We start from the raw sequence: 13186 nt of genomic DNA on the forward strand, positions 1-13186 counted from the left end.
AATCTATTCTATGTTATATTGGAAGTATGAGTTTTTTCTGATAGTCTTTCATTTTTACTTATATTATGTGATGAACTGACTGCTCCTCAATGGGGCTTCCAGCCTATAAATCGTAAACCAAATCTTATCATCACTGATTGATATGATAGGAACAGAAAGAAATCAGAGCATTCATCATTATGTTCAAGGAGAAAAACAGTGAAAAAAAGAAAAAAGCTCGTCATGTCTCTTGTAGCTCTTTTGATGGCAGGTTCTCTAGCAGGATGTGCTAGCTGGATTGATCGTGGAGAATCCATGACAGCCGTTGGTTCAACTGCTCTTCAGCCTCTTGTCGAAGCGGCAGCAGATGAATTTGGTTCTAGAAACATCGGAAAAACAGTCAATGTTCAAGGTGGAGGATCGGGTACAGGACTTTCCCAAGTCCAGTCTGGAGCAGTTGACATCGGGAACTCTGACGTCTTTGCAGAGGAAAAAGAAGGAATCGATGCTTCAGCTCTAGTAGACCACAAGGTTGCAGTGGCTGGTCTTGCAGTGATTGTAAACAAGGAAGTGGATGTTGAAAATCTCACAACCGAGCAACTTCGCCAAATCTTTACAGGTGAAGTGACCAACTGGAAAGAAGTTGGGGGTAAAGACCTGGCAATTTCGATCATCAACCGAGCAGCAAGTTCTGGTTCACGAGCGACGTTTGATACGGTCGTTATGAATGGCCAATCGGCAATGCAGAGCCAAGAACAGGATTCTAACGGGATGGTCAAGTCCATTGTATCCCAAACTCCTGGAGCCATTTCTTATCTAGCCTTTGCCTATGTAGATGATTCCGTGAAAAGCATGAAACTGAATGGGTATGAACCTACATCTGAGAATGTAACGACTAATAGTTGGCCTTTGTGGTCTTATGAACATATGTACACACTTGGTCAGCCTAATGAGTTAGCTGCTGAATTCCTGAACTTCGTCCTCTCAGATGAAGCCCAAAATGGGATTGTTAAGGGAATGGGCTATATCTCTATCAATGAAATGAAAGTCCAAAAGGATGCTTCGGGTACCGTTACAGCAGTAGAAGGAGGTCAATAATGAATCAAGAAGAATTATCAAAAAAATTACTCTCTCCTTCAAAGAACTCTCGCCTTGAGAAGTTTGGTAAAGGATTGACCTTCACTTGCCTTTCTTTGATTGTTATCATTGTGGCGATGATTTTGATTTTTGTAGCCCAAAAAGGCTTATCAACCTTCTTTGTCAATGGAGTGAATATATTTGATTTCCTCTTTGGACAAACTTGGAATCCTTCAGGGAAACAATTTGGTGCCCTTCCGATGATTTTGGGTTCCTTTATTGTGACGATTTTATCAGCCCTCATCGCAACTCCCTTCGCCATCGGAGCTGCAGTCTTTATGACAGAAGTATCACCAAAGGGTGCAAAAATCTTGCAACCGGCCATTGAACTCCTCGTCGGGATTCCTTCAGTCGTCTATGGATTTATAGGTTTGCAAGTTGTGGTGCCTTTTGTCCGTAGCGTCTTTGGTGGAACTGGTTTTGGGATCTTGTCAGGGATTTTCGTTCTCTTTGTCATGATCCTACCAACTGTAACCTTTATGACAACAGACAGCTTGCGTGCTGTTCCTCGTCATTACCGTGAAGCTAGTTTGGCTATGGGAGCCACTCGTTGGCAAACCATCTGGCGTGTGACCTTGAAAGCAGCACGTTCAGGTATTTTCACTGCAGTGGTCTTTGGGATGGCGCGTGCCTTCGGTGAAGCCCTTGCTATTCAGATGGTGGTCGGAAACTCAGCAGTTATCCCAACCTCGTTAACAACACCAGCTGCGACTTTGACATCTGTATTGACTATGGGTATCGGAAATACCGTCATGGGAACGGTTGATAATAACGTTCTCTGGTCACTGGCTTTAGTCTTGCTCTTGATGAGTTTGGCCTTTAACAGTGTGATTAAATTGATTACGAAAGAAAGAGGAAAGAAAAACTATGCACGCTAAGAAATTAGATAAACTTGCAACAGCTGTCCTCTATACCATCGCGGGTATCATCGTGGCCATTTTGGCATCTTTGATTCTCTATATCTTGGTGAGAGGGTTACCGCATATCTCTTGGTCTTTCTTGACTGGGAAATCCTCCTCTTATCAAGCAGGTGGGGGGATTGGGATTCAGCTCTATAATTCCTTCTTCCTTTTGGTCATTACTTTGATTATTTCTGTTCCCCTGTCTATGGGAGCTGGCGTTTTTCTCGCTGAGTATGCAAAAAAAGGACCTGTGACCAATTTTATTCGTACCTGTATTGAGATTTTGTCTTCTCTACCATCAGTCGTTGTGGGTCTCTTTGGTTACTTGATCTTTGTAGTCCAGTTTGAGTATGGATTTTCAATCATTTCAGGTGCCTTGGCCTTGACGGTCTTTAACCTCCCTCAGATGACTCGAAATGTTGAGGACAGTTTAAAACACGTTCACCATACGCAACGTGAGGCTGGTTTGGCTCTTGGAATTTCTCGTTGGGAGACTGTAGTCCATGTCGTCATTCCAGAAGCCCTTCCAGGTATCGTAACGGGTGTTGTCTTGGCATCTGGACGTATCTTTGGTGAGGCCGCCGCTCTTATCTATACGGCAGGACAATCCGCTCCAGCTCTTGACTGGTCTAACTGGAATATTCTCAGTGTTACCAGTCCTATCTCAATCTTCCGTCAAGCAGAAACCTTGGCTGTCCACATTTGGAAGGTCAACAGCGAAGGAACCATTCCTGATGCTACCATTGTATCTGCTGGTTCTGCCGCCGTGCTCCTCATCTTTATCTTGATTTTTAACTTTGGAGCTCGCAAACTCGGAAGCTATTTACACAAGAAATTAACCGCTGCCTAAAGGAGAAGCCATGTCAAAATATAACTGGGATGAAAAGCATATCATCACCTTCCCTGAAGAAAAAGTGGCCCTCTCTACCAAGGATTTACATGTTTACTATGGTAAAAATGAATCCATCAAGGGCATCGATATGCAATTTGAAAAAAATAAAATCACGGCCTTGATTGGTCCGTCTGGATCTGGGAAATCTACCTATCTTCGCAGTCTCAATCGGATGAATGATACCATTGATATTGCCAAGGTCACAGGTCAAATCCTCTACCGAGGGATTGACGTCAACCGTCCAGAAATCAATGTCTATGAGATGCGCAAGCATATCGGAATGGTCTTCCAACGTCCAAATCCATTTGCTAAGTCTATTTACCGCAACATCACTTTTGCTCATGAACGTGCAGGTGTTAAGGATAAGAAAGTACTTGATGAAATTGTAGAAACCTCTCTGAGACAGGCTGCCCTATGGGATCAGGTCAAAGATGACCTCCACAAATCAGCCTTGATGCTTTCTGGTGGTCAGCAACAACGTCTCTGTATCGCTCGTGCCATCTCTGTCAAGCCAGATATCCTCTTGATGGATGAACCGGCGTCAGCCTTGGATCCGATTGCGACAGCCCAACTGGAAGAAACCATGTTGGAATTGAAGAAGGACTTTACCATCATCATCGTTACCCACAGTATGCAACAGGCTGCGCGTGCAAGTGACTACACTGGATTTTTCTACTTGGGTGATTTGATTGAGTATGATAAGACATCCAATATTTTCCAAAATGCTAAGTTACAGTCAACCAATGACTATGTAACGGGACACTTTGGTTAGAAAGGAAACGGTATGTCAGAAGCGATTTTACAGGTGTCAGACCTGTCCGTTTATTACAATAAAAAGAAGGCCTTGAATAGTGTTTCCCTTTCTTTCCAACCTAAGGAAATAACAGCCTTGATTGGTCCCTCTGGATCAGGAAAGTCCACCCTACTCAAGGCCATCAACCGCATGGGCGATCTAAATCCTGAGGTGACAACAACGGGATCAGTAGTCTATAATGGTCACAATATCTACAGCCCCCGTACTGATACGGTTGAATTGCGTAAGGAAATCGGTATGGTCTTTCAACAGCCCAATCCCTTCCCTATGTCTATCTACGAAAATGTTGTCTATGGGCTACGTATCAATGGAGTCAAGGACAAGCAAGTCCTTGATGAAGCAGTAGAAAAGGCCTTGCAACGTGCTTCTATCTGGGATGAAGTAAAGGATCGTTTGCATGATTCGGCCATTGGTCTCTCAGGTGGACAACAACAACGTGTTTGTGTTGCTCGTGTCTTAGCAACCAGTCCAAAAATTATCCTCTTAGATGAACCAACATCAGCTTTGGATCCTATTTCTGCAGGTAAGATTGAGGAAACCTTGTATGGTCTGAAGGATAAATACACCATGCTCTTGGTAACGCGTTCGATGCAACAAGCCTCTCGTATCTCTGACAAGACAGGATTTTTCCTAGATGGGGATTTGATCGAGTTTAACGATACGAAGAAGATGTTCCTAGACCCACAAAACAAGGAAACAGAAGATTATATTACAGGAAAATTTGGATAAGGAGTTGAAAGATGTTACGATCTCAATTTGAAGAAGATTTGGAGAAATTGCACAACCAGTTCTATGCCATGGGACAGGAAGTGCTTTCACAAATCAATCGTACAGTACGTGCCTTTGTCACGCATGACCGTGATTTGGCAAAAGAAGTCATCGAAGACGATGCAGAAGTAAATGAATATGAAGTGAAGTTGGAAAAAAAATCATTTGAAATGATTGCCCTCCAACAACCTGTTTCGCAAGACCTTCGTACCGTCTTGACCGTTCTCAAGGCAGTTTCAGACGTGGAACGCATGGGAGATCATGCAGTGTCTATCGCTGAGGCGACCATTCGTATGAAGGGGGAGCAACGTATCCCTTCTGTTGAAGAAGAAATCAAAAAGATGGGACGCGACGTGAAAAACTTCGTCGAAGCAGCCCTAGATCTCTATCTCAACGGTTCTGTGGATCAAGCCTACGAAGTAGCAGCTATGGACGAAAAAATCAACCATTACTTTGATAGCATCCGTGATTTGGCTACAGAAGAAATTAGGAAAAATCCTGAAGCTATCGTTACAGGCCGTGATTACTTCCAGGTCATTTCCTTCTTGGAACGTATCGGAGACTACGCAAAAAATATCTGTGAATGGGTTGTTTACTTTGAAACAGGCAAGATTGTCGAACTATAAGAAACGGATTAAATATGCACTAAAAAGGCTAATCAACTCAGATTAGTCTTTATTTTTGAATAAAAAGGAATTTTTTGAAATGAAAATTCTGAAAATGTTGACAAGTATTTTCAAATAGGTTATAATTATTCAGAAATAACAGAAAGGTCGTTTATTTATGAAATTTAAGAAATGGATATTAGTTGTGTGTAGCATGCTTGCCAGTGTGGTTTTAGTAGCTTGCCAGTCAGGAACAGATAGTTCCCAGTCTGCTGTGGACACTATCAAACAAAAAGGCAAGCTAGTCGTTGCGACCAGCCCAGACTATGCACCATTTGAATTCCAATCCTTGGTAGATGGTAAAAACCAAGTGGTTGGTGCAGATATTGATATGGCTCAAGCGATTGCGGATGAACTTGGAGTTAAACTTGAAATCTCTAGCATGAGTTTTGACAATGTCTTGACCAGCCTTCAAACTGGAAAGGCTGACTTGGCTATTGCAGGAATTAGTGCCACAGATGAGAGAAAGGAAGTCTTTGACTTTTCAATTCCTTACTATGAAAACAAGATGAGTTTCTTGGTTAGAAAAGCCGATTTAGACAAATACAAGGATCTCTCAAATCTAGCAAGTGTCAATATCGCTGCTCAAAAGGGAACTGTGCCAGAAACCATGGTCAAGGAACAATTGCCAAATGCCCAGTTGACATCCTTGACCAATATGGGGGAAGCAGTCAATGAGTTGCAGGCTGGAAAAGTGGATGCTGTTCATATGGATGAACCAGTTGCTCTTAGCTACGCAGGTAAAAACTCAGACCTTGTCGTTGCATCTGTTAACTTGACAATGAAAGATGGCGAAGCCAATGCCGTTGCTATCAAGAAGGATCAATCAGACTTGAAAGCAGTAGTAGATAAGGTTATCCAAAAACTGAAAGATGACGGAACCTATCAAACTTATCTTGAAAAGGCAGCGAAACTAACAGAAGTTGAACAATAAAAAGAAAGCAGAGTTGGACTTTAATCCAATTCTGCTTTTATGTATTCTAATAGCTCTTCTAAATTTTCGAGAGAGACTTTGGCAAACTGATAAGGGCAGGCGTCCAAATAAGCCTTCTCAAAAAAGTCTAGTTTGAGTGAGCCGTGTTTCAAACTGGCAATCTTAGGATAGTTTCTCAAATCAAGCAGAAGGCCATCATGTAGAGGATAGTGGGGCAAGAGACAGGTGTTTTTTTCAAGTACTTCCTTTATCCGAGTCTGATAGTTCTCTTGAAGGGTCAATCGAGCCAGTCGATTTTTTTCAAATAACTGACTATCGATGTAAAGAGAGAGAGCCTTTTGCATGATAAGATTGCTGTCATAGTCCAGGATATTTTTGTAGGAAACAAATGCCTCTTTTAGGGTATTTGGGAGAATGAGAGCGGTAATACGAAGGGCTGGAAAGAGACTGGTTGAGAAGGATTTGATATAAATGACCCGATCCTCAGTATCCAGATAGTGGAAGGTTTGGCCCTTTCTAGGATCTAGGTCCCCTAAATAGTCATCCTCTACGATGTAAACACCATACTGGTTTGCTAGATCCAGAATAGCCCTTTTTTCCTGATCAGAATAGGAATGACCTAGGGGATAGTGGAAGCGAGGAATGGTATAGAAAAACTTGATTTTCCCAGATTTGAATTGTTTTTCCAGTTCTTCAAGGTTGATGCCATCAATTCGGCGTTCAATGGTCTGGTAGGCTAATCCTTGAGCGACCAAGAGACGATTCATCCGGTGGTAGGTCGGCTGTTCGACCAAAATCTCAGCTCCCTCGCTCGGAAAGTTAATCTGAGAAAGGATAAAGAGAGCTTGCTGGGTGCCAGAAGTTAGAACCAGTTGATCGGGTTTACAGTAGAGGGCTTGGTCAAAGAGGAGTTGATGGACAGATTGTCTGAGGTCCTCAAGCCCTTCTTGGTTTTCATAGTAGTTGAATAGGTAGTTTTCTCGGCCTATCAGGGTTTCGTTGACGCAGAGTCGGAAGTCGTCATAGGCACTGGCATGTTCGTCAGTGACTTCGATTTCCAAGTCTTGGTGCTGTCCTTGTTCCAGAACATAGTAGCCACTTTGGGGTTTGGCATAGAGGTATTGTTCATGGCGTAATTCCAGCAGGGCTCGTTGGATAGTGTCCTTGCTACAGTGGAAGTCTTGGCTCAGTTGACGGATGGAGGGAAGCCGGCTACCTGTTGGAAATTTTCCTGATTCGATACCTTTTTTGAGAAAGGAAACGACTGCTTGGTATTTACTTTCTTTCTTCATTTCAGACCTCCCTTGATTTTGTTACATTGTACCTTTTTTTTGCCTCCTTTGCAATGGGAAAAGCAATTCTCCCTTTCACATCTAAGAGCAAATGTGGTATACTTAGAAAGTATGATGATTCATTGAATAGAAGATAAGAAAGAGAATGGATAGAAAAGTGCAGGAACCGGTAAAATTATTTCAATACAATACTCTAGGTGCCCTAATGGCTGGTCTCTATGGCGGAACCATGACAGTGGGAGAATTGCTGGAGCATGGCGACCTTGGTTTGGGAACCCTTGATTCGATTGATGGGGAGTTGATTGTCCTTGATGGCAAGGCTTATCAAGCTAAAGGTTCAGGGGAACAACCTGAAATTGTAGAAGTGTCACCTGATGCCCTTATCCCTTATGCGGCAGTCGTTCCCCATCAGGCAGAAGTGATTTTCCGCCAGCGTTTTGAGATGACAGATAAGGAATTAGAAAAGCGGATTGAGTCCTACTATGATGGGGAAAATCTCTTTCGCTCCATCAAGATTCATGGGGAATTCGCCCACATGCATGTACGGATGATTCCCAAGTCAACAACAGACACCAAGTTTGCTGATGTGGCAACTCACCAACCTGAATATAGCCGTGAAAATATTTCAGGAACCATTGTTGGATTTTGGACACCAGAGATTTTCCATGGGGTCAGCGTGGCGGGCTACCATCTGCATTTTATTTCAGACGATTTGACCTTTGGTGGGCATGTGATGGACTTTGTTATCAAAGAAGGAATGATCGAGGTTGGAGCAGTCGATCAGTTGGACCAACGTTTTCCAGTCCAAGATCGCCAGTATTTATTTGCCAAATTTAACGTTGACGAGATGAAGAAAGACATTGATAAGTCAGAATAGGAGAAAAAGATGACACTACATATTATCCTTACCATGATCGCTTTACTTCTAGTCCTAGTAGGTGGGACTTGGTATGCCAAAAAACGGTTTCAGATCTCTCTTGCAGTGATGGGCTTGGGGGCAATCGCATTTTTTGTTTCTTCTCAAGTGTTAGAGAAGATGGTTCACCTTCTGGTACTTCATCCACAAAAAGACGGAACCATTGCGCTCATGCAGGAGCAGCCTTTCCTATATGTTCTTTACGCGATTGCCATGGCGGCCCTCTTTGAGGAAACAGCTCGTCTTGTCTTTTTTAAATGGTTGGAGAAAAAGAGAAAGCTAGAAGATCGAGATGCTTTGGCTTATGGTTTGGGACATGGGGGCTTGGAGATGCTCTATCTCGGAATGGGAAGCTTGATCAGTCTTTTGATTCTCTTTTCACTCATCCAGACTTCAAATACTGATGTAGCCAATCTCCTTCCAAAGTCTACGCTTGAAACGGTTCAGTCTCTTTCTGTATGGCAGATTTATTTACTAGGGATTGAGCGTGTGCTTGCCCTAGTTCTCCAAATTGGTCTTTCCATCTGGGTTTATCAAAGTGTTAGTCAAAAGAAATGGATCTACCTCGTTGCTGCCTATGGTTTGCATGCCTTGTTTGACTTGGCTCCAGCCTTATCTCAGGTGGGATGGATTGCAAATCCGCTTCTAGTTGAGTTTATTCTTCTCGTAGAACTTTTAGCCTTTATCTGGCTGACAAAATCTACATTTTGGAAAAAATCATAAAAAGAGGGGTGACCTCTTTTTATTGTTCTCTGTTAACTCTATGCTCGAAAATAATTTAAAAAATTTTTTATTTTTCTCTTGACATGGAACGCGTTCCAGAATGTACAATGGTATCAAAGGTTGGGAATGCGCATTTAAACCGACCTATCACACGCTAGCGGACAAAGAAGAAAAGAGGACAACATTATGACCATCAAACGTATTTTTTCGGATATGGACGGTACCCTTCTCAATTCTGAGGGCCGCGTTTCTAGCGAGAATAGCAAGGCTATCCGCGATGCTCAGATTTCGCTGACTCTGGTTTCTGCTCGAGCTCCAATGGAAATGAGAGAGGCTATCGAAGCACTTCAGCTGACTGGCCCTCAAGTAGGTTTTAACGGTGGTTTGATTTATCAGATTGTGGATGGAAAGATCAAGCCCCTTCATATAGATATTCTTCCTAGAAAGACAGCACAAACTATCTTACAGGCAGTGCGCCAGCATTTTCCACAAATTAGCGTCAGCTATTATGATATGACGAACTGGTATTGTGATAGAATAGATGAAGGGATTCGTCTAGAGTTCAACATCACGCGCCAGGCACCAACACTTACAAACGAGGCTGATTTTCTAGCAGCAAAGGACAATACCTTCAAGATAATGATGATTGCCCTAGATAATGACGATTTATTGGCACTGGAGAAATACTTGCAAGCCCTAGACTTGGGCGAGGTCAGTATTCTCCGATCTGGTCAATATCATCTAGAAATTACCAGCAAAACTGCTAAAAAATCAAAAGGTATTGCTTATATTCTCAAAAAAGAAGGTTTAGATAAGAGTCAGACCGCTGCCTTTGGTGATGGGCACAACGATATCCCAATGTTTGAGATGGTGGGCTATCCAATCGTAATGGGCAATGCCTTTCCTGACATCAAAGAGCTGGCTTATAAGGTAACACGCAGCAGTGATGAACATGGTGTCGGCTACGGCATTCGTAAATATCTCAAAAAAATCCATTAATCACGTGTTTGGAGGATGTCAATCCTCCTATAGAAAGCAAACAATGACAAATATTCGAAAAATTGCCAAACTGAGTGGCTACTCGGTTTCTAGCGTATCACGCGTTATTAATAACCATCCCCATGTTTCAGAGGAAGCTCGCCAGAAAATCCTGCAAGTTATGGAGGAATTGGACTATCGTCCTAACATCCTAGCTCAGGAGTTAAGTTCAGGTTCGACTCGTCGGGTCGGTGTAGTTATTCCCAACACGACCCTGCACCCTTATTTCAGTCAGTTACTGAACGGGCTTTTGGATGCAGCTATGGATCATAACTATACCTTGCTCATTCTACCTTCTCGTTATGATATAGACTTGGAAAAATATTATCTGGAGCAGCTGCGAGGAAGGGCCTTTGACAGTCTTATTTTCACCTCTCGCAGTGTAGACTTAGAAACCATTGCTTCCTACGCTAAGTATGGCAATATTGTCTGCTGTGAAGAAGTGCAGGACCCCAATCTGAGTAGCGTCTATGTGAACCGGACCCATGCCTGCAAGACAGCCTTCAACTGGATTAAAGACCAGGGAAAAAGTAGAATTGCTCTGCTATTTACCCGAAAAGACCTAAAAAGTTCCACCTACCGTCTCACTATGGAAGCCTACAAGGAAGTTTTTGGTGAAAAAAAGGAACCTCTGATTTTGGATGGTATTTCCACGGGAGAGGATGCTTATGAGCAAGGGGATAGCCTATTAGAGCAAGATTTAGACTGTATTTTCAGCAACGGAGATGATGTGGCAACTGGTGTAGTTCGCTATTATCAGGAGAAAAATCTTGAATTACCTTTGCTGATTGGCCAAGAAAAGCAACTGACAGGAGAGGTACTAGGGATTCCTACCATTGATAATAAATCCTACCAACTCGGTCAGGAAAGCTTCAAGCAAGCTCTCTCTGACGAAAAACGGACCATTATCCTACAATCGGAGTTTATCATACGATGATAAAATAGGCTCAAGCGACAATCGTCACTTGAGACCTATTTTTCTTCTATACAGCATCCGTAAACAAACCAGGATGCAGATGCTTAGGCAGGCAATCAAGACCAGACGATACGGATCCAGCCCTGAACTAGAACTCGCTAGGTGCACCAAGTTACCAGAGAGATAAAAGACAAGTACGCTAACAAGATAGGCAATCCCCTGATAAATATTCCAAATTGTAAAGGGGCTTGGACTTGCCGCCTGGTGTTTAACTAGAGAAATGTAGAGTCCCCATAGAGCTCCCACAGCCCCATTTAATAACCCCCAACCTATGCTCCAAAAGATTGTATAGGATACAGCATCGTGGGGAAGAAAGAAGATCAAAAGAATCTCGCATCCCGTTACTACCAGTAAGATTGTGAAAAACAGAGAACGTCTTTTCTCAAAACAAGGACCTGCAAGAGCAAAGGCTAGGACGTTCCCCAGCAAACTCATACTCGAATATAGAGAAACGAGGTTGGCGGAAAGGTGCAATACCTGTACCATATAGAGGACATTCATCGTTAAGGTTACATATAAAATCAAACTATCCAAAAGTAGGATACGGACATGGTGCCAGAGCTGTTTTTTCAAAACCTGCCAGTCCATCTGCCTTGTTACTTGATGATTTTGAAACAAGCTATAGTCTGTTTGTAACTGTTTCAAAAGGATAAACTGCATGAACAGACTAGCAAGAGCAATCACAAGTAACCAACGATAATGAAGTGTAGTCAGTTCTTTTCCGATGAAAAAGGAAATAAGAAGGGTATAAAGGCTCGTGACTAGCTGAAACAAACCTAAGTAACTGAGAAATTTTGCGCGGACTTTCTCTTCTGTTAATAATAATATTAAGGGATTCCAAGCCAGACCAAAGCCCAGCTCCACGGCTATCTGATATAGAACCAGAAAAAGAGCATAGATAGAAAAAGTCACACTTTCGTAGGGAATCACTACTAATATCCCTAGCAAACACAGCTTAGACAGTATACTCCATCGCATCAGGTCAAGGAGATTTTTCCTCCGCATCAGATAAGACAAGGGAATGCGGACAAGGGCTATAATCGGTAACATTGTGATAAGCCAGCTATTTTGCAAATCACTAAAACTTAAAATCTGACTCATAAAAAGAATCATGAAGTCACCTGTTATGGTGATGGAAACAATTTGATTACTGAGGTTGAGCCCTACCATACTAGATTGATACGATTTTTTCATTTGTTCTCCTTTCTTGCCTCATTATAAACCAGAGTTTGTCCCTTTTCTAGGAGTTCATGATGAAGAAATATGCACTTATGTTGCAAGGAGAAAGCATTTATGAAACTATGGCACTATTTTAAAGAAACATCTAAGGAATTTTACCTTGAAGAATGTGGGATTGATGATTATTCTAGCTTTCCGTTTTATGACTATACTGTTTTTCAGGATTTTGTCATCCACTGGATTTGTGAAGGGAAAGGCTACCTGCAAGTTGATGGGCAGACCTATTCTTTGGAGAAAAATGATGGTTTTATCCTAAGAAAAGGCCAAAAAGTGCGTTATTGGGCAAATCAAGAAGATCCTTGGACAACCTACTGGCTGGGATTTTCTGGAGACAAATTAAGCGACTATCTCCAAAACACACAAGTTTTTTATGAGTCTGTTTGCCATTTTGATAGTCATTTTCAAAGCAGGGAAATTATTCAAGATATCTGTCACAAAACTGCAGAAAGTAGGCAAAAAGAAAGCTGGTACCAGATGCAAATTTATACCTTCCTTTACTACTTGCAGGAAGAATTTCCAGCAGAAATACCTCTGAATGTCACTCAACACCCTGTTGAAAAAGCTGCGCTAATTTTGCTACAACAGTATGCACAAGACATCTCCATTCAAGACTTGGCATCCCAGGTCGGACTCAGTCGTAGCACCTTGTTTCGTCAGTTTAAGAAACTTTACCATAAATCTCCTCAGCAATTTCTCCTTGAAACACGCCTGCTAAAGGCAAGAACACTCTTAACTGACACTGATCTATCTATAAAAGAAATTACCTTGGAAGTCGGCTATCAGGATCAGCTAGTCTTTTCAAAAGCTTTTAAGCATTTTTTCTCTGTGAGTCCTAAATTTTATCGCCAAAGCTGGAAAAATCCTCCATCCGATTAGCATCCATTTCGGCATTCGATTTTAGAAGGGTCTTA

General features: G+C 42.2%; 14 protein-coding genes. 12 read left to right on the forward strand and 2 right to left on the reverse strand.

Annotation, left to right across the window (positions count from 1 at the left end):
* The first annotated feature begins 198 nt into the window (after positions 1-198).
* The 7 genes from MK403_RS05755 to MK403_RS05785 all read left to right on the forward strand — a co-directional run bounded on the left by MK403_RS05755 (position 199) and on the right by MK403_RS05785 (position 6091).
* Positions 199-1077 (forward strand): phosphate ABC transporter substrate-binding protein PstS, encoded by an 879-nt coding sequence (locus MK403_RS05755; protein ID WP_268709240.1) that lies wholly within the window; start codon positions 199-201, stop codon positions 1075-1077.
* The gene (gene pstC, locus MK403_RS05760; RefSeq protein WP_001070951.1) at positions 1077-1994 is read left to right on the forward strand and encodes a phosphate ABC transporter permease subunit PstC; all 918 of its coding nucleotides are present in this window, start codon (positions 1077-1079) and stop codon (positions 1992-1994) included. Before MK403_RS05755 ends, pstC begins: the two co-directional genes overlap by 1 nt.
* Positions 1984-2868 carry a phosphate ABC transporter permease PstA gene (pstA, locus tag MK403_RS05765; protein ID WP_000543050.1) on the forward strand — a complete coding sequence of 295 codons (885 nt, stop codon included), beginning with the start codon at positions 1984-1986 and terminating at the stop codon, positions 2866-2868. The genes pstC and pstA overlap by 11 nt, the downstream gene beginning before the upstream one ends.
* Before the next feature lie 10 nt (positions 2869-2878).
* Positions 2879-3682 carry a phosphate ABC transporter ATP-binding protein PstB gene (pstB, locus tag MK403_RS05770; RefSeq protein WP_000049851.1) on the forward strand — a complete coding sequence of 268 codons (804 nt, stop codon included), beginning with the start codon at positions 2879-2881 and terminating at the stop codon, positions 3680-3682.
* A gap of 12 nt (positions 3683-3694) precedes the next feature.
* Positions 3695-4453, forward strand: a complete 759-nt coding sequence (gene pstB / locus MK403_RS05775) for a phosphate ABC transporter ATP-binding protein PstB (protein WP_001287329.1) — start codon at positions 3695-3697, stop codon at positions 4451-4453.
* A gap of 11 nt (positions 4454-4464) precedes the next feature.
* Entirely contained in the window at positions 4465-5118 is a 654-nt protein-coding gene (gene phoU, locus MK403_RS05780; protein ID WP_000946469.1) for a phosphate signaling complex protein PhoU, read from the forward strand.
* Positions 5119-5275: 157 nt separating this feature from the next.
* Positions 5276-6091: an ABC transporter substrate-binding protein gene (locus MK403_RS05785; RefSeq protein ID WP_131200287.1), complete on the forward strand. Its 816-nt coding sequence runs from the start codon at positions 5276-5278 to the stop codon at positions 6089-6091.
* Positions 6092-6111: 20 nt separating this feature from the next.
* On the opposite strand, the gene MK403_RS05790 is transcribed toward MK403_RS05785, so the two are convergent.
* On the reverse strand, positions 6112-7383 hold the full coding sequence (locus MK403_RS05790) for an aminotransferase-like domain-containing protein (RefSeq protein WP_268709241.1): 1272 nt from the start codon (positions 7381-7383) through the stop codon (positions 6112-6114).
* Between the two features lie 145 nt (positions 7384-7528).
* Here MK403_RS05790 and budA point away from each other — a divergent pair, with 145 nt between their 5' ends.
* The 4 genes from budA (at position 7529) to MK403_RS05810 (ending at position 10997) form a co-directional block, all read left to right on the forward strand.
* A complete protein-coding gene (gene budA, locus MK403_RS05795; protein ID WP_268709242.1) occupies positions 7529-8260 on the forward strand; it encodes an acetolactate decarboxylase in 732 nt (243 codons plus the stop codon).
* Positions 8261-8269: 9 nt separating this feature from the next.
* Positions 8270-9022 (forward strand): YhfC family intramembrane metalloprotease, encoded by a 753-nt coding sequence (locus MK403_RS05800; RefSeq protein WP_268709243.1) that lies wholly within the window; start codon positions 8270-8272, stop codon positions 9020-9022.
* A gap of 186 nt (positions 9023-9208) precedes the next feature.
* A complete protein-coding gene (locus MK403_RS05805) occupies positions 9209-10021 on the forward strand; it encodes a Cof-type HAD-IIB family hydrolase (protein ID WP_268709244.1) in 813 nt (270 codons plus the stop codon).
* A 43-nt stretch (positions 10022-10064) separates the two neighbouring features.
* Entirely contained in the window at positions 10065-10997 is a 933-nt protein-coding gene (locus MK403_RS05810; RefSeq protein ID WP_268709245.1) for a LacI family DNA-binding transcriptional regulator, read from the forward strand.
* A 24-nt stretch (positions 10998-11021) separates the two neighbouring features.
* On the opposite strand, the gene MK403_RS05815 is transcribed toward MK403_RS05810, so the two are convergent.
* Positions 11022-12230: an MFS transporter gene (locus MK403_RS05815; protein WP_268709246.1), complete on the reverse strand. Its 1209-nt coding sequence runs from the start codon at positions 12228-12230 to the stop codon at positions 11022-11024.
* A 99-nt stretch (positions 12231-12329) separates the two neighbouring features.
* Between MK403_RS05815 and MK403_RS05820 the strand changes: the two genes are divergently transcribed.
* Complete coding sequence (locus MK403_RS05820; protein ID WP_268709247.1) at positions 12330-13151, forward strand: AraC family transcriptional regulator; 822 nt, start codon at positions 12330-12332, stop codon at positions 13149-13151.
* The last annotated feature ends 35 nt before the right edge of the window (positions 13152-13186 follow it).

Origin of the sequence: Streptococcus oralis (assembly GCF_026782285.1) — a bacterium.
GTDB classification, from domain to species: Bacteria; Bacillota; Bacilli; order Lactobacillales; family Streptococcaceae; genus Streptococcus; species Streptococcus oralis_CG.